Source organism: Streptomyces sp. NPDC058246 (genome assembly GCF_042881985.1).
In the GTDB taxonomy this organism is placed as follows: Bacteria; Actinomycetota; Actinomycetes; order Streptomycetales; family Streptomycetaceae; genus Streptomyces.
Genome location: NZ_JBHVWZ010000032.1, coordinates 47,005 through 68,539 on the forward strand (window position 1 = coordinate 47,005; position 21,535 = coordinate 68,539).

General features: G+C 70.6%; 17 protein-coding genes. 10 read left to right on the forward strand and 7 right to left on the reverse strand.

All coding sequences use genetic code 11. From position 1 onward, the window contains the following. Positions 1-206: 206 nt before the first annotated feature. A complete protein-coding gene (locus ACFVXA_RS33070) occupies positions 207-3,086 on the reverse strand; it encodes an ATP-binding protein (RefSeq protein WP_390028110.1) in 2,880 nt (959 codons plus the stop codon). 422 nt (positions 3,087-3,508) lie between these two features. Next, positions 3,509-4,348 (reverse strand): response regulator transcription factor, encoded by an 840-nt coding sequence (locus ACFVXA_RS33075; protein ID WP_390028112.1) that lies wholly within the window; start codon positions 4,346-4,348, stop codon positions 3,509-3,511. Between the two features lie 101 nt (positions 4,349-4,449). Here ACFVXA_RS33075 and ACFVXA_RS33080 point away from each other — a divergent pair, with 101 nt between their 5' ends. Beyond that, the gene (locus ACFVXA_RS33080) at positions 4,450-6,129 is read left to right on the forward strand and encodes an AMP-binding protein (RefSeq protein WP_390028113.1); all 1,680 of its coding nucleotides are present in this window, start codon (positions 4,450-4,452) and stop codon (positions 6,127-6,129) included. Beyond that, on the forward strand, positions 6,126-7,733 hold the full coding sequence (locus tag ACFVXA_RS33085; RefSeq protein ID WP_383741424.1) for an AMP-binding protein: 1,608 nt from the start codon (positions 6,126-6,128) through the stop codon (positions 7,731-7,733). Before ACFVXA_RS33080 ends, ACFVXA_RS33085 begins: the two co-directional genes overlap by 4 nt. A gap of 27 nt (positions 7,734-7,760) precedes the next feature. Here the strand turns inward: ACFVXA_RS33085 and ACFVXA_RS33090 are convergent, their stop codons facing one another. Next, positions 7,761-8,672 (reverse strand): hypothetical protein, encoded by a 912-nt coding sequence (locus ACFVXA_RS33090; RefSeq protein WP_390028115.1) that lies wholly within the window; start codon positions 8,670-8,672, stop codon positions 7,761-7,763. 251 nt (positions 8,673-8,923) lie between these two features. On the opposite strand from ACFVXA_RS33090, the gene gcl reads away from it, so the two are divergent. After that, on the forward strand, positions 8,924-10,708 hold the full coding sequence (gene gcl / locus ACFVXA_RS33095) for a glyoxylate carboligase (RefSeq protein ID WP_390028116.1): 1,785 nt from the start codon (positions 8,924-8,926) through the stop codon (positions 10,706-10,708). Between the two features lie 510 nt (positions 10,709-11,218). On the opposite strand, the gene ACFVXA_RS33100 is transcribed toward gcl, so the two are convergent. From ACFVXA_RS33100 to ACFVXA_RS33115, 4 genes are all read right to left on the reverse strand, one after another. Beyond that, positions 11,219-11,464 (reverse strand): hypothetical protein, encoded by a 246-nt coding sequence (locus tag ACFVXA_RS33100; RefSeq protein WP_362032443.1) that lies wholly within the window; start codon positions 11,462-11,464, stop codon positions 11,219-11,221. A gap of 380 nt (positions 11,465-11,844) precedes the next feature. After that, the gene (locus tag ACFVXA_RS33105; RefSeq protein ID WP_384401436.1) at positions 11,845-13,302 is read right to left on the reverse strand and encodes a catalase; all 1,458 of its coding nucleotides are present in this window, start codon (positions 13,300-13,302) and stop codon (positions 11,845-11,847) included. A 258-nt stretch (positions 13,303-13,560) separates the two neighbouring features. After that, positions 13,561-14,454 carry a 2-hydroxy-3-oxopropionate reductase gene (locus tag ACFVXA_RS33110; RefSeq protein ID WP_362032449.1) on the reverse strand — a complete coding sequence of 298 codons (894 nt, stop codon included), beginning with the start codon at positions 14,452-14,454 and terminating at the stop codon, positions 13,561-13,563. 42 nt (positions 14,455-14,496) lie between these two features. Further along, positions 14,497-15,336 (reverse strand): TIM barrel protein, encoded by an 840-nt coding sequence (locus tag ACFVXA_RS33115; RefSeq protein WP_383741432.1) that lies wholly within the window; start codon positions 15,334-15,336, stop codon positions 14,497-14,499. A gap of 171 nt (positions 15,337-15,507) precedes the next feature. Here ACFVXA_RS33115 and ACFVXA_RS33120 point away from each other — a divergent pair, with 171 nt between their 5' ends. The 7 genes from ACFVXA_RS33120 to ACFVXA_RS33150 all read left to right on the forward strand — a co-directional run bounded on the left by ACFVXA_RS33120 (position 15,508) and on the right by ACFVXA_RS33150 (position 21,470). Then, positions 15,508-15,759, forward strand: a complete 252-nt coding sequence (locus tag ACFVXA_RS33120) for a hypothetical protein (RefSeq protein ID WP_362032454.1) — start codon at positions 15,508-15,510, stop codon at positions 15,757-15,759. After that, positions 15,756-16,133, forward strand: coding sequence for a helix-turn-helix domain-containing protein (locus ACFVXA_RS33125; RefSeq protein WP_362032457.1), 378 nt, complete (start codon positions 15,756-15,758; stop codon positions 16,131-16,133). The genes ACFVXA_RS33120 and ACFVXA_RS33125 overlap by 4 nt, the downstream gene beginning before the upstream one ends. 146 nt (positions 16,134-16,279) lie before the next feature. Beyond that, on the forward strand, positions 16,280-16,795 hold the full coding sequence (gene uraD, locus ACFVXA_RS33130; protein ID WP_362032460.1) for a 2-oxo-4-hydroxy-4-carboxy-5-ureidoimidazoline decarboxylase: 516 nt from the start codon (positions 16,280-16,282) through the stop codon (positions 16,793-16,795). Then, entirely contained in the window at positions 16,792-17,193 is a 402-nt protein-coding gene (gene uraH / locus ACFVXA_RS33135) for a hydroxyisourate hydrolase (protein WP_390028118.1), read from the forward strand. The genes uraD and uraH overlap by 4 nt, the downstream gene beginning before the upstream one ends. A gap of 5 nt (positions 17,194-17,198) precedes the next feature. Next, a complete protein-coding gene (gene pucL / locus ACFVXA_RS33140) occupies positions 17,199-18,122 on the forward strand; it encodes a factor-independent urate hydroxylase (RefSeq protein WP_390028119.1) in 924 nt (307 codons plus the stop codon). A gap of 185 nt (positions 18,123-18,307) precedes the next feature. After that, positions 18,308-19,684: an 8-oxoguanine deaminase gene (locus ACFVXA_RS33145; RefSeq protein ID WP_390028121.1), complete on the forward strand. Its 1,377-nt coding sequence runs from the start codon at positions 18,308-18,310 to the stop codon at positions 19,682-19,684. A 412-nt stretch (positions 19,685-20,096) separates the two neighbouring features. Next, positions 20,097-21,470: a nucleobase:cation symporter-2 family protein gene (locus ACFVXA_RS33150; protein ID WP_362032530.1), complete on the forward strand. Its 1,374-nt coding sequence runs from the start codon at positions 20,097-20,099 to the stop codon at positions 21,468-21,470. Positions 21,471-21,535 lie beyond the last annotated feature (65 nt).

The window sequence follows — 21,535 nt, forward strand, 5'->3', positions numbered from 1 at the left end:
CGCCGTGTGCCCGAGCGAGCGGCACGGCTCCCAAGCTAGGAGCGGAGGGCCACTCCTCCCAATGAGGGAACCCCCTAAGGGAGTTGAGGGAGGGAAAACCCTCGGCCGCGCGGGGCGAGGTTTGGCGTACGGTGGCGTCCGGTTGGTCCCGTCCGTCCTGGGGGCCGCGGACTTGTTGGGCGCTGCCCCCGGGGCTTCACGACGGATCAGCCCGTCCTGCGCCCCGCCGCCAGCCTGACTATGTCCACCCGCGAGCGAATGCCCAGCTTCCGGTACACCCGAGTGAGCGTCGCCTCCACGGTCTTGACGCTGATGAACAGGCGCGCGGCGATCTCGCGGTTGGTGGCGCCCTCCATGACGAGGGCGGCGACCTGGCGTTCGGTGGCGGCGAGGGTGTCGAGGGCGGCGGAGGCGAGGGGAGGAGACGTCTGATGGCCCGCGGAGGCGGACTCGACCTGGCGCAGCCAGGGCAGGGCACGGCAGCGGCGGAAGAGACGCGCCGCCTCGTCGAACGAGGCGGGGCCGGGCATGGGGGTCCCCCCTGCTCGAGCGGAGCCGAGAGCGTGGGGGAGGGTGCGCAGCCCGGCCAGGGCGTACGCGGCACGGGCCTCCTCCAGGCCGTAGCCCAGCTTGCCGAGACGGTCCTGCGCGGAGGTCAACTGGCGCTCGGCGGGGCCCTGTTCGCCGCGGGCGGCGCGTACCAGGGCCTCGGCGCGGTCGAGTACGGCGAGGACGCTCTCGCGTTCGAGCCGCAGCGCCTGCTGCCGGGTGACGTCGATGACGTCCTGCGCCTCGACGGGCTCCCCGATCCGTACCAGCGCCTCGGCGAGGTCGCCGTGCCAGCGCCCGCGGGCCGGGTCGACGACGCCGAGTCCGCCCTCCAACTCCCGTACGCGCCGCAGGGACCGCACCGCGGCCGCCGCGTCCCCGGCGACCAGCTGGGCGTGCCCGAGGGCGCCCAGGGCGCGCGAGAGGTAGATCAGGTCGCCGTCCTCCTCGGCGCGGTCCACGGCCTCCCGGGCGAGGGCGAGCGCGCGGTCCACATCGCCGCCCGCCGCCTCGGCGAGCGAGGTGAACATGGCGGTGGCCGCCTCGCCGATCCCGGTGTCGCGGGCGAGCCGCAGGCTCTCCCGGGCCAGGTCGAGAGCTCGGCCGCAGTGCCCGGAGCGCAACTCGGTCTCGGCGAGCCCGCGCAGGAAGTGCACCTCGCTCTCGACCATCCCGCGCCGCTGTACCTCGTGCAGCAGCGCGGTGATGGTCGTACGGGCCTCGGCGAGCCGGTCGCCCATGATCAGCCACCGGAAGCGTGCCGCGCCGGCGCCGTTGTGGTCGCACGCCACCCGGGGGTCCTGCGGTTCGCGCATCGCCCGCTGGATGGTCGCCGGGGCGTCCGGGTGCCCCATCAGGGTCTCCATCTGCGCCTGGAAGCCCAGCGCGAGGAGTTCGGTGGGCCGGTCCCCGGCACGGGCCGCGAGCCCCGCGGCAGCGGCGGCCTCCTCGCGGGCCTTGGTCATCTCGCCGTCCATGAGCAGGGCCCGCCAGGCGAGTTGGTAGCGGACGAGAGCGAGCAGGCCGGGGTCGTCGCCCGCGTCCGCGAGCGCGTGTGGGAAGACCGCGTCGATCTCGGCCATGGCCTGCCCGGCGGCGTCGATGACGACGATCCAGGCCCGTACCCGGTCGACCGGCGCGGTGGCCTGGGCCAGCACCTGCCGCGCGATGTCCCGGGCGAGGTCCGTCTCGCCGGCCGTCAGCGCGTCCTCGGCGGCCTGCAACCGCCGCTCGTCCGCGCCGGGCACCGCGTCGGCCGGGGTGTGCCGGGCCGCGAGCAGCCCGAGCCCTGCGGCGACCGAGGGCGCGCCGCGGTCCCGGGCGGCGGCCGCGGCCTCGCCGAGCCGGGCGGCGACCCGCGGGTCGGTACCGGTGCTGGACAGGGCGAGGTGCCGGGCCCGCTCGATGGGGTCGGAGGCCGCCGTGGACAGCGCGGCGTGCGCGGCGCGCCGCTCCTGGGCGCTCGCCTCCGCGTAGAGGGCGGCCGAGACCAGGGGGTGCGCGAACCGGATGCCGGGGGTCTCGCGCTCCGTCGCGAGCAGCCCGAGCGAGGCGGCCGAGGCCGTCTCCGCCTCGGCGTTCTCACGCCCCGCGGCGCGCAGCAGCGCCAGCGTGGGGCGGGCCCCCGCGCTCGCCACGAGCAGGGTGCGGCGGGCCTCGGCGGACAGCATCTCCAGCCGGTTCAGGACGAGCGCGCGCAGCGAGGTCGGCACGGGCAGCGGCTCGCCCGGACTCGGCGGGGTCGCCGACTCGGCGAGGGCACGGCCCAACTCCAGCGCGAACAGCGGGTTGCCGCCGCTGGTGCGATGGATGTCCCGCACGGTGGAGCGCGGCAGGTTGGTGTAGCCGCGTTGGCCGAGGAGTTCGGCGACATGGGCGCGGGAGAGCGGGTTGATCCGCACGGCCAGCGTCTCCGGTGGGGACGTACGCAGATAGCGGTCGTGCTGGTGGCCCTGCGGCTCCGTGTCGGTCCGTACGGCGCACAGCATCCGTACGGGCACGCCGCCGAGCCGGCGGGCGGCGAAGCCGAGCAGTTCGGCGCTGGCCGGGTCCAGCCACTGGAGGTCGTCGGCGACGATCAGCACCGGGCCCTGGGCGGCCAGCGCCCGGAACACCGACAGCACGGCGAGCCGCAGCGCCAGACCGTCGCGCTGGAGGGTGGATTCGCCGCGGCCGGTGAGCGCCGACTCCAGAGCGGTGCGCTGGGGGGCGGGCAGCCGGTCGGAGACCTCGTCGACGACCAGGCCGAGGAGGTCGGCCAGCGCGAGGAAGGGGAGATGGGATTCGGACTCGGTGGCGGAGCAGCGCAGCACGGTCTGTGCCGTTTCGGCGCATTCGGCGGCCAGCGCCCGCAGGACGGTGGACTTTCCAATTCCCGCCGGGCCGTGCACCAGCACGCTGCCCCCGCCGGAGAGCTGCTCGCGCGCTCCGGCGAAGAGCTCCTCCCGGCCGATGACCAGGTCGGGGCGGGGTCTCGCAGGCTCCTTGAAGTCCCCTCGCACGGTCACCGCTCCCCTCGTGTGTCGTGTCCGGGCCATGTTAGGCAATGTCTCTTGAATTTCGGACTGTCGGCGTGGTGAGGGAAATAACAGGGTGTGCGCATAAGGTATTTCAACGCGCGCCAGATTGAATGGAAAAACGCCAGAGTGGTGGCGCAGCGGCCGGGTCACACGGCAGGGGCGCGGCGCGCCGACGGCCCGAGCCGGCGGTCCCTCCGGCGGTGACAACCGGCCCTGCGCGCCGACGGCCCAGCCGGCCGTCCCTACGGCGGTGACACCGGCCCGGCGCGCGGGACGGCCCAGGCCGGCCGTCCCTACGGCGGTCACAACACGTGCCGTCAGCCCGAGCCGGCCGTCCCTACGGCGGTGACAACCGGCCCTCCGCGCCGTCAGCCCGAGCCGGCGGTCCCTACGGCGGTGACGCGTCGGCCAGACGCGCTGTCGGCCAGGGCCGACCGTCCCTACGGCAACAATCCGGCCCGGCGCGCGGCGACCACCGCCTCCCACCGGGTATGCGCGCCCAGCTTCCGCATGGCCGACCGCAGGTACCCCTTCACCGTCTCCGCCCGGAGCCCCAGCCGCTCCGCGGCACCCGCGTTGGTCGCCCCCGCAGCGACACAGGCGAGCACGTCCACCTCGCGCGGCGCGAGACGAACGTGCGGCGCCCCGGGCCCGGGGCCCGCTTCCGCCAACCGTCCGCACACCGAGAGGAGCTCGGCCCGCAACGCCGGGTCGAGGATCCGCGGCGCCAGCGCCCGCAGGGCTCCGTGCGCCGCCCGCACCTCCTCCCACGCGGCGCCCCCCGCCGCCGGGTCGGGCTGCCGGGCGGTGACGGCCATCAGGTCCCGTGCCTCGTCCCGTACGACCAGCGCCTGCTCCACGTCCCGGGCCGCCGCGACGGCCGCGCCGAGCGTGCGGTCACCCAGGGGCCGGGCCGTCCGCAGGGCGCCGTACAACACACCGCGCACCCGACGTCGTACGACCACCGGCACGGCGAGGACGGAGCACAGCCCCTCCGTCGCGACCGCCACGTCGTACTCGTGGCTGATCTGACGCGAAGCCGAGTAGTCGGTCACGGCGCACGGGCGGGCCAGGGCCACCGCCTTGCCGCCGAGGCCGTTGCCGGAGGACACCGCGAGGGCGCTGAGGGCGGCCGTCGCCGTACCGCTGAGCTCACTGATGCGTACCTGCTGGCGCCCGGATTCCACCAGGCCGCCGAAGGCGACCGGCAGCCCCGTCGTGCGTCGCAGCCGTACCAGCGCGCCACGCATCTCCACCGCATCGGCTGCGTCTGCTGCCACCTGATCGCCCCTTCGTCGCGGCGCACCCCCGTTCGGGGGTGGTGAGACCTGCATCACGGACTACACGATGTTATGCAGCGGTCCGGCAACGAGGAGGACACATGACGGCGACGACGGGCGCGACGGACGAGTTCCGCGCCGCGCGGGACTTCCTGCTGGCGCACCGCGAGGACTACGCGACGGCCTACACGGGGTTCAGCTGGCCCCGCCCCCAGTACTTCAACTGGGCGCTCGACTGGTTCGACGTCATCGCACGGGGCAACGACCGCACCGCCCTGCACATCGTCGAGGAGGACGGCGAACGCACCGAGGTCTCCTTCGCCGAGATGTCCAGGCGCTCGAACCAGGTCGCCAACTGGCTGCGCGCGCAGGGCGTGCGCCCCGAGGACCGCATCCTCGTCATGCTCGGCAACCAGGTCGAACTGTGGGAGACGGCCCTCGCCGCGATGAAGCTGCGCGCCGTCGTCATCCCGGCCACCCCGCTGCTCGGCGCCGCCGACCTGCGCGACCGCGTCGAGCGCGGCCGCGTCCGGCACGTCGTCGTCCGCTCCGAGGACGACGAGAAGTTCGACGAGGTGCCGGGCGACTACACCCGGATCGTGGTCGGCGAACTGCGGCCCGGCCGGCTCTCGTACAAGGAGACGTACGCCGCCGACGCGACCTTCGCGCCCGACGGGCCCACCCAGTCGGACGACCCCCTGATGCTGTACTTCACCTCGGGCACGACCGCCCACCCCAAACTCGTCGAGCACACGCACGTCTCGTACCCGATCGGCCACCTGGCGACCATGTACTGGGTCGGCCTCAAGCCCGGTGACGTGCATCTGAACATCTCCTCGCCCGGCTGGGCCAAGCACGCCTGGTCCAACCTCTTCGCGCCCTGGAACGCGGAGGCGACCGTCTTCCTGCACAACTACACGCGCTTCGACGCGGGCCGGCTGCTGGCGGAGATGGACCGGGCGGGAGTCACCACCTTCTGCGCCCCGCCCACCGTGTGGCGCATGCTCATCCAGGCCGATCTGACGCAGCTGCGGACGCCGCCGCGCGAGGCCGTCGCCGCCGGGGAGCCGCTCAACCCCGAGGTGATCGAACAGGTGCGGCGCGCCTGGGGCGTCACCATCCGGGACGGCTTCGGGCAGACCGAGACGGCCGTCCAGGTCTCCAACAGTCCCGGACAAACCCTCAAGACGGGCTCCATGGGACGGCCCAGCCCCGGCTTCCGCGTGGAACTGCTGGACCCGGTGTCCGGGGCGCCCGGGGCGACGGAGGGCGAGATCGCCCTCGATCTGTCGGAGAAGCCGGTGGGCCTGATGACCGGCTACCACGGCGACGCCGACCGCACGGCGGAGGCGATGGCCGGCGGCTACTACCGCACCGGCGACATCGGCTCGCGCGACGCCGACGGCTACATCACCTACGTGGGCCGCGCCGACGACGTGTTCAAGGCCAGCGACTACAAGATCTCGCCCTTCGAGCTGGAGAGCGCGCTGCTGGAGCACGAGGCGGTCGCTGAGGCGGCCGTGGTCCCGGCCCCCGACGAGCTGCGGCTCGCCGTGCCGAAGGCGTACATCGTTCTCGCCGCGGGATACGAGCCCGGCCCCGACACCGCCAAGGTGCTCTTCGAGCACTCCCGCACGGTCCTCGCGCCCTACAAGCGCGTCCGCCGCCTGGAGTTCGGCGCCCTCCCCAAGACCGTGTCCGGCAAGATCCGCCGGATCGAACTGCGCGAGGCCACGGCCGCCGGCTCGGACGCGGAGTACCGCGAGGAGGACTTCCGGTGACGAACCTGTCGTACACCCATGGGACGAGCACCACGTCGCTGCTCGGCGACACGATCGGGGCCGACCTGGACCGGGCGATCGCCGCGTACCCCGAGCGGGACGCGCTGGTGGACGTGCCCTCCGGACGCCGGTGGACGTACGCCGAGTTCGGCGCCGCGGTGGACGAGGTGGCGCGCGGGCTGCTCGCCAAGGGTGTGCTGAAGGGGGACCGCGTCGGCATCTGGGCGATCAACTGCCCCGAGTGGGTGCTTGTCCAGTACGCGACCGCCCGGATCGGCGCGATCTTGGTGAACATCAACCCCGCCTATCGCGCCCATGAGGTGGAGTACGTGCTGAGGCAGGCCGGCATCTCGGTCCTGATCGCCTCGCAGGAGCACAAGGGCAGTGACTACCGGGCTCTGGTCGACCAGGTCCGGGCGAAGTGCCCGGATCTGCGGGAGACGGTGTACATCGGCGATCCGTCCTGGGACGCCCTGACGGCCGCCGCGGCGTCGGTCGGCGCCGGGCAACTGGCTGCGGCCGCCGCTCAGTTGAGCTGCGACGACCCGGTCAACATCCAGTACACCTCCGGCACCACGGGCTTCCCGAAGGGGGCCACGCTCTCCCACCACAACATCCTCAACAACGGCTACTGGGTGGGCCGTTCGGTCGGCTACACCGAGCAGGACCGGGTCTGCATCCCGGTCCCGTACTACCACTGCTTCGGCATGGTCATGGGCAACCTCGCCGCGACCTCGCACGGCGCCTGCATGGTCATCCCCGCGCCGTCCTTCGAACCCGCGGCGACCCTGCGCGCGGTCCAGGACGAGCGCTGCACCTCGCTGTACGGCGTCCCGACCATGTTCATCGCGGAGCTGAACCTCGCCGACTTCGCGACGTACGACCTGTCCTCGCTGCGCACCGGCATCATGGCGGGCTCGCCCTGCCCGGTCGAGGTGATGAAGCGGGTCGTCGCCGAGATGAACATGGGGGAGGTGTCCATCTGCTACGGCATGACCGAGACCTCGCCGGTGTCCCTGCAGACCCGGATGGACGACGACCTCGAACACCGCACGGGCACCGTCGGCCGGGTGCTCCCGCACATCGAGGTGAAGGTCGTCGACCCGGTGGACGGCGTGACCCGGCCGCGCGGCACCGCCGGTGAGCTGTGCACCCGCGGCTACAGCGTGATGCTCGGCTACTGGAACGAGCCCGAGAAGACCGCCGAGGCGATCGACCCCGGCCGCTGGATGCACACCGGGGATCTGGCCGTGATGCGCGAGGACGGCTACGTCGAGATCGTGGGCCGCATCAAGGACATGATCATCCGGGGCGGCGAGAACATCTACCCGCGTGAGATCGAGGAGTTCCTGTACGCCCACCCGAAGATCGCCGACGTCCAGGTGGTCGGGATCCCGCACGAGCGGTACGGCGAGGAGGTGCTCGCCTGCGTGATCCCGCGGGACCCGGCCGACCCGCTCACGCTGGAGGAGCTGCGGGCCTTCTGCGAGGGACAGCTCGCGCACTACAAGATCCCCAGTCGGCTGCGGATCCTGGACGCCTTCCCGATGACGGTGTCGGGGAAGGTACGGAAGATCGAGCTGCGGGAGACGTACGCCGACTGAGCGACGGCGGGGGAGGTGTGCCGGTGGTCAGTCCGCGGCGGCGACGAGTTCGTCGGCCGGACTGTTCACCGGCTGGGGTGTGCCCGTGAGGTCGAGGACGAAGAGGGGGACGCCGAGGGTGTCGGCCCGGGCCCGGGCGTCGTCGGCGTAGCCCGCGAGGGAGAAGTACACACACCCTGCCGACTCCGTCATGGCCGTCAGCCACAGGCACTCCACGTCGCGCAGTGAGGCCGGGCGCACGGTGGGGTCCACCTGGGCCAGGATGCCGCGCGCGGCGAGCCCGATCCCGGCCGGCGGCCGCTGGTCCGCCCGCCGGATGTCCCGGTAGCCGAGCCAGCGCAGATACAGCGCCGCCGCCGTGACGGCGTCCCGGGCGGTACGGATGGTGACGGGCTGGAACGCCCGGCGGGGTGCGTCCGAGGGGGCACGCCGGCGCTCGGTGGGGTGCGGTGGCCCGCTCCCGTCATCGGGCGAGCTCTCGGCCTCACGCCTCGCGGCCTCACGCCTCTCGGCCTCACGCCTCTCGGCGTCCGAAGCCGTCCGTGCGGGGGACTCCCCGCCTCCGTCGGGATGCGCGTCGGCGGCCGTTCCCGGCGCGAGCTCCACGCGCCGCGGCCGCCATGCTCCTCGTACCCCACGCACCTCGCGTACCGGAATCCGCAGCGTCGTGCCGCACGAGCACCCCAGCTCGGGGCGCGGCCACTGGTTGTCGCGCCCGCAGGCCTCGCAGCGCACCGAGACCCAGTCGTCGTCCCAGACGCGATGCGTGACGGGCTGCGGGTCCGCGAGGCGGTCCAGCGGGGGCGTCACGGGCGTTCCGCACACGCAGGGATACGACGGCGCCGCGTAGAGATGCTCGCGGCGGCAGGCCGGACACCGCACCGGCACGCTCTCGGCCATGGCCCACTCCAGGACGTCACGTCGGGACAGCGCGTCCATCGTCCTCCAGTGAGGGGGCCTCCGGCAGGGAAACGGTTCGACTGTCACCGCCGGATCGACTGCGTTGACCGCTCTTGACTGCTTTCGGCCCGGCGCCTACATTGCTTCCAGATAGTAGAAGTTAGTTTCCGCAATACGGAATCTCACGGCCCCTCGGGTCCAGGGAAGCCGGTGCGGACCGCAACGGAATCACCAGCTCTCCGCGGGGCGCGACGGGAGCCCGAATCCGACAGCCGAAGCAGGAGTACTCCATGGCTCGTATGACCGCTGCCCGCGCGGCAGTCGAGATCCTCAAGCGCGAGGGCGTCAGCAACGCGTTCGGCGTCCCGGGCGCGGCGATCAACCCCTTCTACGCGGCTCTCAAGGCGTCCGGCGGGATCAACCACACCCTCGCCCGGCACGTCGAGGGCGCCTCGCACATGGCGGAGGGCTACACCCGGACCCACCCGGGCAACATCGGCGTCTGCATCGGTACCTCGGGACCGGCCGGCACCGACATGATCACCGGGCTCTACTCCGCGACAGGTGACTCGATCCCGATCCTGTGCATCACCGGCCAGGCCCCGACCTCCGTGATCCACAAAGAGGACTTCCAGGCCGTCGACATCGCCTCGATCGCCAAGCCGGTCACCAAAATGGCCGTCACCGTGCTGGAGCCCGCCCAGGTCCCCGGCGTCTTCCAGCAGGCCTTCCACCTGATGCGCTCCGGCCGTCCGGGCCCGGTCCTCATCGACCTGCCCATCGACGTCCAGCTCGCCGAGATCGAGTTCGACCCGGAGACGTACGAGCCGCTCCAGGCCTACAAGCCCGCCGCGACCCGTGCCCAGGTCGAGAAGGCGATCGCGCTCCTCAACGAGTCCGAGCGCCCGCTGATCGTGGCCGGCGGCGGCATCATCAACGCCGACGCCTGCGAACTCCTCGTCGAGTTCGCCGAGCTGACGGGCACTCCGGTCGTCCCGACCCTGATGGGCTGGGGCATCCTGCCCGACGACCACGAGCTGAACGCCGGCATGGTCGGCCTGCAGACCTCGCACCGCTACGGCAACGCGACCTTCCTGGAGTCCGACTTCGTCCTCGGCATCGGCAACCGCTGGGCCAACCGCCACACCGGCAAGCTGGACGTCTACACCGCCGGACGCAAGTTCGTGCACGTGGACATCGAGCCCACCCAGATCGGCAAGATCTTCGCCCCGGACTACGGCATCGCCTCCGACGCCAAGGCCGCGCTGGAACTGTTCGTCGAGGTCGCCCGTGAGCTGAAGGCCGCGGGCAAGCTGCCCGACCGCAGCGACTGGGCCGCGTCCGCTCAGGAGAAGAAGGCGACGCTCCAGCGCCGTACGCACTTCGACAACATCCCGATCAAGCCGCAGCGCGTCTACGAGGAGATGAACAAGGCCTTCGGCCCGGAGACCCGGTACGTCACCACCATCGGGCTCTCGCAGATCGCCGGCGCCCAGATGCTGCACGTCTACCGGCCGCGTCACTGGATCAACTGCGGCCAGGCGGGCCCGCTCGGCTGGACCATCCCGGCCGCGCTCGGCGTCGCCAAGGCGGACCCGGAGGCGCAGGTCGTCGCGCTCTCCGGCGACTACGACTTCCAGTTCATGATCGAGGAACTGGCCGTCGGCGCCCAGCACAAGATCCCGTACGTCCATGTCCTGGTGAACAACGCCTACCTGGGCCTGATCCGGCAGGCGCAGATCGGCCTGGACATCAACTTCCAGGTCAACCTGGAGTTCGAGAACATCAACTCCCCCGAGCTGGGCGTCTACGGTGTCGACCACGTCAAGGTTGTCGAGGGCCTCGGCTGCAAGGCGATCCGGGTCACCGACCCCAGCGAGCTGGGCGCGGCCTTCGAGCAGGCCAAGAAGCTCGCCGCCGAGCACCAGGTGCCGGTCGTCGTCGAGGCCATCCTGGAGCGCGTCACCAACATCGCCATGAGCAAGACGAACGACATCAGCAACGTCGTGGAGTTCGAGGAGATCGCGACCGAGCCGGGGCACGCCCCGACCTCGATCAGGACCCTGAAGGTCTGACGATCCGACAAGACGCCGAGGCTTCGAACAGGACGCCGAAGCTCTGATACGCGCTTCTCGACAGGGGCGGCTCATCCGGGGGTGAGCCGCCTCTTCGCGTGTCCGGCGCGCACGTCACACGCGGCAGCGCGACGGTCTGAGGCTCGAGCCCGACCGCCGCGCTTCCTCGTACCCCCGTACCCCCGTACCCCCGTTACGGGGCCCGCCGCCCCCGTGCCGGCGGGTCCCGTGTGTCGAGAATGTGCCCTCAGGCAGGGGGAGTTGAAGCCCCTCGGGCACTGTTCAGAGGTTGATTTGAGGGTTCCGTAGGGCGTCTACGTCCCCTTGTGTACGCCAGGAGTCAGGTTGTGTGTCTCCGGTGCGGAGTCAGGCCCCGTACGCCCGGAGCCGTGTCAGAGCCCGTACGCCCGGGGCCAAGTCAGGCCCGTACGTCGGGGGCCGCCTCAGGGCCGTTCGCGCGCGGGGCCGAGTCAGGCCCGTACGTCGGGGGCCGCCTCAGGGCCGTGCGAGTCATGCGTCCGGGTGCTCCGTCAGCCCCGGCCAGTCGTCGGGGCCGCCGCCCTGCCACTCGATGATGTCGCTCTCCTCGACCTCGACCTCGTCGAGGTCGACGTCCGCCCGCCGCAGAATCTCGATCACGTCGTCGAGGTGGTAGGCGATGCCGAGCGTCTCGTCCCCCGCGGTGACCCGCCGTGACCCGTCCAGACCCGGGGTGTGCACGACGATGCTGGGATAGTCCTTGCCTTCGGGCTCCATGCCTTCAGGCTGCTGCGCGGCGGCCGAATCCGCACCCGGAGTTCCACCCGGAGCACACGGCAGAGCGCCGGGTACGGGACCGTCCGTACCCGGCGCTCTGCCGGTGACCTGTGATGTTGTTGCCGTCCGACGGCGCGAGGCTGGGCGCGACAGGACGTTCGCGCCGCCGGACGGAGTACGGGGGCCACACCGCACAGGTGTGGCTGGGACCGCGGCGGATGCGATGGAACCGGCGCCTTCTTCCCTCAGGTCGAGAAGGAGGCCCGGAACCTTGACCACCGCACTGGCTCGCACACCGCCGCGGTCCCGGTCCTGCCCGGACAGCGCTGGACCACCCCTCATCCGGGTCCAACGCCGTCGCGGGCGGCTTGAGTCGAGGCTCAGTCCTCGCGCAGGGCGCGGACGGCCTCCTCCACGCGCCGGCCGTACTCCGGGTCGGCGGCGTGGAAGTGGGCGAGGTTCTTCTCGATCACGTCGTCGAGGGAGACCTGCGAGAGGCCGCCGGCGATGTTCGCGATCAGCCGGGACCGCTCCTCGGCCGACATCAGGCGGTACAGCTCGCCCGCCTGGAAGAAGTGGTCGTCCTTGGTGTGCAGTGGGGCCTCGTGGGTGCCCGTGTGGCCGTTCACCGCGAGCGGCGCCGACAGCGGGCGGCCGGTCTCGGCGGGGCCGTCGTACGAGTTGGGCTCGTAGTTCTTGCGCTCGCGGCCGTAGGCGTTGCTCGCCATGAAGCCGTCGCGGCCGTAGTTGTCGGCCTTCGTCGCCTTCGGGGCGTTGACGGCCAGCTGGGTGTGGTTGACGCCCAGGCGGTAGCGGTGCGCGTCCGCGTAGGCGAACAGGCGGCCCTGGAGCATCTTGTCGGGGGAGGGGCCGATGCCCGGAACGAAGTTGTTCGGGGAGAAGGCGGCCTGCTCGACCTCGGCGAAGACGTTGTCGGGGTTGCGGTCCAGCACCAGGCGGCCGACGCGCTGCAGCGGGTAGTCCTTGTGCGGCCACACCTTGGTGAGGTCGAAGGGGTTGAAGCGGTAGTCGGCCGCTTCCGCCGCCGGCATGATCTGGACGTACAGCGTCCAGGACGGGTTCACACCGCGCTCGATGGCCTGGAGCAGGTCCGTCTGGTGCGAGTTGGGGTCCTTGCCCGCGATCTCCGCGGCCTGCTCCGACGACAGCGAGCGGATGCCCTGGTTCGTCTTGAAGTGGTACTTGACGAAGAAGGCCTCACCCTCGGCGTTCGTCCACTGGTAGGTGTGCGAGCCGTAGCCGTTCATGTGGCGGTACGAGGCCGGGATGCCGCGGTCGCCCATCAGCCAGGTGATCTGGTGCGTCGCCTCGGGGGCGTGCGCCCAGAAGTCCCAGACGTTGTCCGGCTCCTGCTTGCCCGTGAACGGGTCGCGCTTCTGGGAGTGGATGAAGTCGGGGAACTTGATGGGGTCCTTGATGAAGAAGACCGGCGTGTTGTTGCCGACGAGGTCGTAGTTGCCCTCTTCGGTGTAGAACTTCAGCGCGAAGCCGCGGGGGTCGCGGACCGCGTCCGCGCCGCCGAGGTTGTCGGCCACCGTGGAGAAGCGCAGGAAGACCTCGGTGCGCTTGCCGACGGTGTTCAGGAAGTCGGCGTACGTGAAGCCGGTGACGTCGTCCGTGACCTCGAAGTAGCCGTACGCGCCGGAGCCGCGGGCGTGCACCACGCGCTCCGGGATGCGCTCGCGGTTGAACCGGGCGAGCTTCTCGAGGAGGTGCTGGTCCTGGAGGAGCAGCGGGCCACCGACGCCGGCGGTGGCGGAATTCTGGTTGTCGGCGACCGGGGCGCCGGACTCGGTCGTAAGCACGCGCTTCGACATCGGGGACCTTCCGTACGAGGGGGCAGCGGGGTCAGCGGAAATCTTCTTCCGCTTCGTGGACCTCTTCCGCTTCGTGGAGCCTAGGTTCGAGGGTTCAGAACGTCAACAGTTTGTTGAAGTACTGGGCATGAATCCGGGCCACGGCGGAGCTTGGGCGCGACAGGACAGGTGTCAGCGCCGCCGTGGCCCGGAAGTCTCAAGGGGCGGAGAGCGGACGTCTCGGAAGTCTCAGAGGCTGAGGGCGGACGTCTCAGCGGTTCAGAGCTGGGCGCCGGAGAGGCGCTCGACCGCGCGCAGCAGCGCGGAGTGGTCCAGGCCGCCGTCGCCCTGGGTGCGCAGCGAGGCCACCAGCTGGGCCACCACGGCACCGACCGGGAGGGCCGCGCCCACATTGCGGGCGGCGTCCGTGACGATGCCCATGTCCTTGTGGTGCAGGTCGATGCGGAAGCCCGGCTTGAAGTCGCGGTTGAGGAAGTTGTCCTTCTTGCGGGTCAGCACGGTGGAGCCCGCGAGGCCGCCGTTGAGGACGTCGAGCGCGGCCTTCAGGTCCACGCCGGACTTCTCCAGGAAGACCACGGCCTCGGCGCACGCCTGGATGTTCACGGCGACGATCAGCTGGTTGGCGGCCTTCACGGTCTGGCCCGAGCCGTGCGGACCGCACAGCACGATGGTCTTGCCGAGCGCCTCGAAGATCGGCTCGGCCTCGTCGAAGTCGGCCTGCTCGCCGCCGATCATGATCGACAGCACGGCCTCGATGGCGCCGGCCTCGCCACCGGACACCGGAGCGTCGAGCACGCGGATGCCCTTGTCCTTCGCGGCCTTGGCCAGGTCCACGGAGGTCTGCGGGGTGATGGAGGACATGTCGATCAGGAGCGCGCCGGACTTCGCGTTCTCCAGGATGCCGTCGGGGCCGTACGCGATGGCCTCGACCTGCGGGGACGCCGGCACCATCGTGATCACCACGTCGGCGTCGCGGACGGCCTCGGCGATCGAACCGGCGGCGCTGCCGCCCGCGGCGGCCAGGCGCTGGAGCTTGTCCTGCTCCAGGGTGAAGCCGGTGACGTCGTACCCGGCCTTGATCAGGTTCTCCGACATGGGGGAGCCCATGATGCCGAGACCGATCCATGCGACCTTGGGGAGGTTGTTGCTCATGAGGGTGCCTCTCTGACTTCTCTTACGTCTGGGGGTTGCCGCTCAGCGGGCGGCTCGGGCCTCGGCGGGCAGCCACTCGAAGGCCTCCGCGCTCGGGCGCTCGCCCGGCTTGTACTCCAGGCCGACCCAGCCCTCGTAACCGGACTTCTTCAGCTGGTCGAGGAGGTCCGCGAGGGGGAGGGTGCCGGTGCCGGGGGCGCCGCGGCCGGGGTTGTCGGCGATCTGCACGTGGCCGGTCTTCGAGGCGTACTGCTCGATCACCGACGGCAGGTCCTCGCCGTTCATGGACAGGTGGTACAGGTCCATGAGGAACTTGGCGTTGCCGAGGCCGGTCGCCTCGTTGACCTTGTCGACGATCTCGACCGCCTTGGGCGCGCTCACGATCGGGCAGAGCGGCGACTCGGGCTTGTTCAGCGCCTCGATCAGGAGGATCGCGCCGACGCGGTCGGCCGCGCGGGCCGCGAGCGCCAGGTTCTCCAGCGCGAGCGTGTCCTGCTCGGCCGGGTCCACGCCCTCGACGCGGTTGCCGTACAGGGCGTTGAGCGCCTTGCAGCCGAGCGACTGGGCGAAGTCCGCGGCCACGTCGATGTTGGCGCGGAACTTCTCCGACTCGGCGCCGGGGATCGACAGCGCGCCCCGGTCCGGGCCCGGCAGCTGCCCGGCGTAGAAGTTCAGCCCCGTGAGCTGGACGCCCGCGTCCTCGATCGCCTTCTTCAGGGCGTCGAGCTCGGACTGCTCGGGGGTGGGGGAGTCGACCCAGGGCCACCACAGCTCGACCGCGGTGAAGCCCGCCGCGGCGGCGGCCGCGGGGCGCTCCAGGAGCGGGAGTTCCGTGAAGAGGATCGACAGGTTGACGTTGAAGCGCTGGTCTGCGAATCCCATGGGGGTCGGCGCTCCCTTCCGTTGTCGAGATCCGTACGGAGGGCCGGTGCGGATCCGGCTAGTTCCGTATTGCGGAAGTTCGTTTCTGCTTAATGGAAGATTGCCGCCGTGTGTCGCCGCTTGTCAAGAGGGGGCTGCCGGAAAAACGACACCGCGCAGTAGGTTGAGCGCGTGCGATTGAGAGTGGAGTTCACGACCGAGCCCTTCGACCTCGACGAGGCGCCCCCGCACGCGCGGGTCGCCCGCGAGGTCATCGAGGCGGCCGAACTGGACGCCGTGGACGTCGGCCCGTTCGGCAACACCGCGGAGGGCGGCGCGGACGCGGTGCTCACCGCCGTCGACGCGCTGCTGCGCAAGGCCCTGGAGGCGGGCGCCACGCGGGTCTCGCTCCAGGTGAACGTGGTCGGGGAGGGCGATAAGTGACCGGTATCGGGGACGACCCCTTCGTGACGGCGGTCAAGCCGCTGGTCGATGCCATGGGGGGCGAGATGCTGCCGCCCGACCAGGCCGGCATCGACGACGTCGTGCTGTCCTGGGAGGGTGCGGACGTCATCGCCGTACGCCTGCCCCAGCTCGCCGACTCCCTCGACCACATCCTGGCCGCCCTGGAGCGCAAGCGGGGCAAGCCTCTGGCGGACCTGGACCGCAAGGCCAAACAGGAGGTCGTGCGCATACTGGAAGCGCGCGGAGCGTTCTCCGTACGGCACGGTGTGGAGACGGTGGCGAGCGCCCTCGGCGTGAGCCGCTTCACCGTCTACAACTATCTGAACAGGGAAAACGCGGCGAAGGATGACTGAGCCCGTCCCCTGTACGACCCACCGCCGTCCGGAACGTCCGGGCGGCGGTTTTTGTTACCCGAAGTTTTCAACAAAGTGTTGACGTGGTGTTTCCGAAGGCGTTAGCTATCCGCAGCCCGTCCAGCACAAGGCCACGGAGGCTTCCCGTGACTTCGAGTACGACACCTGGCGGCCTCGCCCGGTTCAACACCCTGGAGGAGCACGCGGCCCACGCCGCCCTCCACGAGGTGTGCGCCTCATCGGCATACGGCAGCGGCCTGCTCGCCCGCCGTCCATTCGCGAGCCTCGCCGACCTCTTCGCCACGAGCGACGCGGTCATGGCCGAGCTGACCACCGCGGACCTGGCGGAGGCGATGGCCGGGCATCCGCCGATCGGCCGGCCGAAGCCAGGGGACCCGACCTCCTCCCGGGAGCAGCGCGGCATGGCCGGCGCCTCCGAGGAGCTCAAGGAGGAGATGCTCGAACTGAACCTGGCCTACCAGGAGAAGTTCGGCCACGTCTTCCTCATCTGCGCCACCGGCCGGACCGGCGAGCAGATGCGCGACGCGGTCAAGGAGCGGATCGGCAACTCGCCCGAGCAGGAGCGCGAGATCGTCCGCGCAGAGCTGGGCAAGATCAACCGCATCCGTCTGGCCAATCTCGTACAGGAAGAAGAGGCATGAGCACCGACACCACGGCCTCCGTGTCCACCCACATTCTGGACACCAGCGTCGGACGTCCCGCCGAGGGCGTCGCCGTCCAGCTCGCGGCCCGCGGCGGCCGTGACGCCGAGTGGCAGGCGCTCGGCGGCTCCGCCACCGACGCGGACGGCCGGTGCAAGGACCTTCCGGTGCTGCCGGAGGGGACGACCCACGTGCGGCTCGACTTCGCGGTCGAGCGGTACTTCGAGTCGGATTCAGAAAAAAAGCAAGCCGATGCGCAGCAGGACGCCCCCGCGAATCGGGACAGCGGTGCGTTTTTCCCCGAGGTGGCGATCACGTTCGCCGTCAAGCCGGGCGAGCACTATCACGTACCGCTGCTGCTCAACCCGTTCGGCTACTCCGTTTACCGAGGGAGCTAGCAGACATGCCCACGATTCTGGGACAGAACCAGTACGGCAAGGCCGAGAACCGAGTCGTCAAGATCACGCGTGACGGCGACACGCACCACATCAAGGACCTGAACGTGTCGGTCGCGCTGAGCGGCGACATGGAGGAGGTCCACTACTCGGGCTCCAACGCGAACGTCCTGCCGACGGACACCACCAAGAACACGGTGTACGCCTTCGCCAAGGAGTACGGCATCGAGTCCGCCGAGCAGTTCGGCATCCACCTGGCGCGGCACTTCGTGACGAGCCAGGAGCCGATCAAGCAGGCGCGCATCCGTATCGAGGAGTACGCCTGGGAGCGCATCGAGACCTCCGACGCCAACTCCAAGTTCATCGGCGCCGACGCGGTCAAGCACTCCTTCGTGCGCAAGGGCCAGGAGACCCGGGTCACCCAGATCACCTTCGACGGTGAGAAGTGGGAGGTCATCTCCGGCCTGAAGGACCTCGTGGTGATGAACTCGACGAACTCCGAGTTCTGGGGCTACGTCAAGGACAAGTACACGACGCTCCAGGAGGCCTACGACCGCATCCTGGCCACCCAGGTCTCCGGCCGCTGGCGCTTCAACTGGACCGGCGACGAGCAGAAGATGCCCAACTGGGAGAAGTCCTACGACCAGGTCAGGAAGCACATGCTCCAGGCCTTCGCGGAGACCTACTCCCTGTCGCTCCAGCAGACCCTCTACCAAATGGGTTCGCGGATCATCAACAACCGCATCGAGATCGACGAGGTCCGCTTCTCCCTCCCGAACAAGCACCACTTCCTGGTGGACCTGAAGCCGTTCGGGCTCGAGAACGACAACGAGGTCTACTTCGCCGCCGACCGTCCATACGGACTCATCGAGGCCACCATCCTGCGCGACGGCTGCGAGCCGCACATCCCGGTGGACCTCACCAACCTGTAGGACTGCACGGCAGGACTACTTGCTCGACCCCCGACGCGTGCGCCGGCGTCGGGGTCTGTCCGGCGGACAGACCCCAGATCCCAGGGGAGAGCGGGGGCATCTGCGCAACAACAGCACCACGGATCCGGTCGTCACCCCGCTCGACCCCCGGATCCGTCCGCCAATGGGAAGAACGAGGAACCGCCGTGGCAGCTTCGCGCATCGTGATCGAGAACTGTTCCATCGCGACTGTGGACGCGGGTGACAGCGAGTACGCCTCCGGCTACATCGTCGTCGCCGACAACAGGATCGAGTCGGTGGGTGCCGGAAAGGCCCCCGAGAACCTGGAGAACGTGGTCCGCCGCATCGACGGCACCGGGCACCTGGCCACCCCCGGCCTGGTCAACACCCACCACCACTTCTACCAGTGGATCACCCGCGGCCTGGCCACGGACCACAACCTCTTCAACTGGCTCGTCGCCCTCTACCCGACCTGGGCGCGCATCGACGAGCAGATGGCGTACTCCGCCGCGCAGGGGTCGCTCGCCATGATGGCCCGCGGCGGTGTCACCACCGCCATGGACCACCACTACGTGTACCCGCAGGGTTCCGGCGACCTGTCCGGCGCCATCATCCGGGCCGCCCGCGAGACGGGCGTCCGCTTCACCCTCGCCCGCGGTTCCATGGACCGCAGCGAGAAGGACGGCGGGCTGCCGCCGGACTTCGCCGTCGAGACCCTCGAAGGCGCCCTCGCCGCCACCGAGGCGACCGTCGACGAGCACCACGACGCGTCCTTCGACGCGATGACCCAGGTGGCCGTGGCCCCCTGCTCGCCGTTCTCCGTCTCCACCGAACTCATGAAGCAGGGCGCCGAGCTGGCCCGCCGCAAGGGCGTACGGCTGCACACGCACGGCTCGGAGACCGTGGAGGAGGAGCAGTTCTGCAAGGAACTGTTCGGCATGGGCCCGACCGAGTACTTCGAGTCGACCGGCTGGCTCGGCGAGGACGTGTGGATGGCGCACTGCGTCCACATGAACGACTCCGACATCGCCGCCTTCGCCCGTACGAAGACGGGTGTGGCCCACTGCCCTTCGTCCAACGCCCGGCTGGCGGCCGGTATCGCCCGCGTCCCGGACATGCTCGCGGCCGGCGTCCCGGTCGGCCTGGGCGTCGACGGCACCGCCTCGAACGAGTCGGGCGAGCTGCACACCGAGCTGCGCAACGCCCTCCTCATCAACCGCCTCGGCGCCCACCGCGAGGCCGCTCTGAACGCCCGTCAGGCGCTGCGCCTCGGCACGTACGGCGGCGCCCAGGTTCTCGGCCGTGCCACGCAGATCGGCTCCCTGGAGCCGGGCAAGCTCGCCGACCTCGTCCTGTGGAAGCTGGACACCCTGGCGCACGCCTCGATCGCCGACCCGGTGACCGCGCTGGTCTTCGGCGCCGCGGCCCCGGTCACGCTCTCGCTCGTCAACGGCAAGCCGGTCGTCGAGGACAGCCGCCTGCTGCACGTCGACGAGGACGCCATCGCCCGCTCCACGCGGGCTGAGGCACAGCGCCTGGCGCAGATCGCCGCGCAGGGCTGAACCAGGCCTCGCTTCGATCGGCGTACCGGGCCGGACAGGCCTCGCTTCGATCGGCGTACGGGGTCGAACCAGGCCTCGCGTCGATCGGCGTGGCCGGAGCCCAGCTTCGCGCCGATCGACGTACAGGTCTGACAACTGGAGATCTCCGGCTGAGGGGGACGGCCCTCGGCCGGTAGCCGTGGACCCGAGCGGGGTCCATGGCGGCCGTATCCGGGGCGTGCATGTACGTGCGCGCCCCGGAACGGTCTCCGTCCCTCCCCCACTCTCCACTGCGTTCGAGCGGGTGGTACCCCCACCCTGCCCGACCGTGCATCACCTCCCTGAAACCCGTGTCAGAGCCGATGCGTACCCGACCGGAGGAGCCGCCGTGGCCGCCCAGCCCGCGCCCAGCACCGATGCAGAACCAACTGAGCTGCCCAGGCATCCAGTTGACGAGAAACTCCCCGCCCTGAAAATGGCGACCAGCGGTCTCCAGCACGTGGCCGCCATGTACGCGGGAGTGGTCGCCCCGCCCCTGATCGTCGGCGCCGCCGTCGGTCTCTCCGCCACCGAACTGACCTTCCTCACCGGCGCCTGCCTCTTCACCGCGGGGCTCGCCACCTTCCTCCAGACGCTCGGCTTCTGGAAGATCGGAGCCCGGCTGCCGTTCGTCAACGGTGTCACCTTCGCCGGTGTCGCCCCCATGACCGCGGTCGTCGCCTCGGCCAAGGACAAGAGCGACGCGCTGCCGATCATCTTCGGCGCGGTCATCGTCGCCGGCGTCCTCGGTTTCATAGCGGCGCCCTTCTTCAGCAAGGCCGTGCGCTTCTTCCCGCCCGTCGTCACCGGCAGCGTGATCACGCTCATCGGCGTCTCACTCCTCCCGGTCGCCTTCGGCTGGGCGCAGGGGCCCAACCCGGCGGCGGACGACTACGGTTCGACCACCTACCTGGGCCTGGCGGCCGCGACGCTCGTCATCGTGCTGCTGCTGCGCCGCTTCACCCGCGGTTTCGTCAAGCAGATCGCCGTACTGCTCGGCCTGGTCATCGGCACGCTCGTCGCGATCCCCTTCGGCGTCACGGACTTCGGCCCGGTGGCGGACGCGAACGTGATCGGCTTCCCGACCCCGTTCCACTTCGGCGCGCCGCAGTTCCAGCTCGCCGCGATCCTCTCGCTGTGCGTGGTGATGGTCGTCTCGATGACCGAATCGACCGCGGACATGCTGGCGCTGGGCGAGATCGTCGGCCGTCCCGCCGACGAGAAGACCATCGCGGCCGGCCTGCGCGCCGACACGCTCGGCTCGGCGCTCAGCCCGCTCTTCAACGGCTTCATGTGCAGCGCCTTCGCGCAGAACATCGGGCTGGTCGCCATGACGCGGATCCGCAGCCGGTACGTCGTAGCCACCGGCGGCGGATTCCTCGTGCTGATGGGCCTGTGCCCGATGGCCGCGTCGCTGATCGCCGTCGTCCCGCGTCCCGTCCTCGGCGGCGCGGGCGTCGTCCTCTTCGGCTCGGTCGCCGCGAGCGGCATCCAGACGCTGGTACGAGCGGGCCTGGAGAAGGACAACAACGTCCTGATCGTCGCCGTGTCGCTCGCCGTGGGCATCATCCCGATCACCGCGCCGGACTTCTACCACGCGTTCCCCGAGACGGCGAAGATCGTCCTGGACTCGGGCATCTCCACGGGCTGCGTGGCGGCCGTGGTCCTCAACCTCGTCTTCAACCACCTCGGCAAGGGCCAGGACGCGGACGAGGTCACGCATCCGATGGAGGCGGGTGAGGACCTCAAGGCGGTACCGGCCCACTGACGGCAAGGGGCATCCGGAGGGCGCCGGGCGGCGGGGGGTCACAGCCGCCCGGCGCCCGCGGGCCC

What these genes read in the sequence shown, in the direction of transcription:
- uraH (WP_390028118.1), top strand. Translation starts at nt 16,792, where the DNA reads ATGAGCACCGACACCACGGCCTCCGTGTCCACCCACATTCTGGACACC.
- ACFVXA_RS33105 (WP_384401436.1), bottom strand. Translation starts at nt 13,302, where the DNA reads ATGTCGAAGCGCGTGCTTACGACCGAGTCCGGCGCCCCGGTCGCCGAC.
- gcl (WP_390028116.1), top strand. Translation starts at nt 8,924, where the DNA reads ATGGCTCGTATGACCGCTGCCCGCGCGGCAGTCGAGATCCTCAAGCGC.
- ACFVXA_RS33115 (WP_383741432.1), bottom strand. Translation starts at nt 15,336, where the DNA reads ATGGGATTCGCAGACCAGCGCTTCAACGTCAACCTGTCGATCCTCTTC.
- ACFVXA_RS33080 (WP_390028113.1), top strand. Translation starts at nt 4,450, where the DNA reads ATGACGGCGACGACGGGCGCGACGGACGAGTTCCGCGCCGCGCGGGAC.
- ACFVXA_RS33070 (WP_390028110.1), bottom strand. Translation starts at nt 3,086, where the DNA reads ATGGCCCGGACACGACACACGAGGGGAGCGGTGACCGTGCGAGGGGAC.
- ACFVXA_RS33100 (WP_362032443.1), bottom strand. Translation starts at nt 11,464, where the DNA reads ATGGAGCCCGAAGGCAAGGACTATCCCAGCATCGTCGTGCACACCCCG.
- ACFVXA_RS33090 (WP_390028115.1), bottom strand. Translation starts at nt 8,672, where the DNA reads ATGGACGCGCTGTCCCGACGTGACGTCCTGGAGTGGGCCATGGCCGAG.
- ACFVXA_RS33110 (WP_362032449.1), bottom strand. Translation starts at nt 14,454, where the DNA reads ATGAGCAACAACCTCCCCAAGGTCGCATGGATCGGTCTCGGCATCATG.
- pucL (WP_390028119.1), top strand. Translation starts at nt 17,199, where the DNA reads ATGCCCACGATTCTGGGACAGAACCAGTACGGCAAGGCCGAGAACCGA.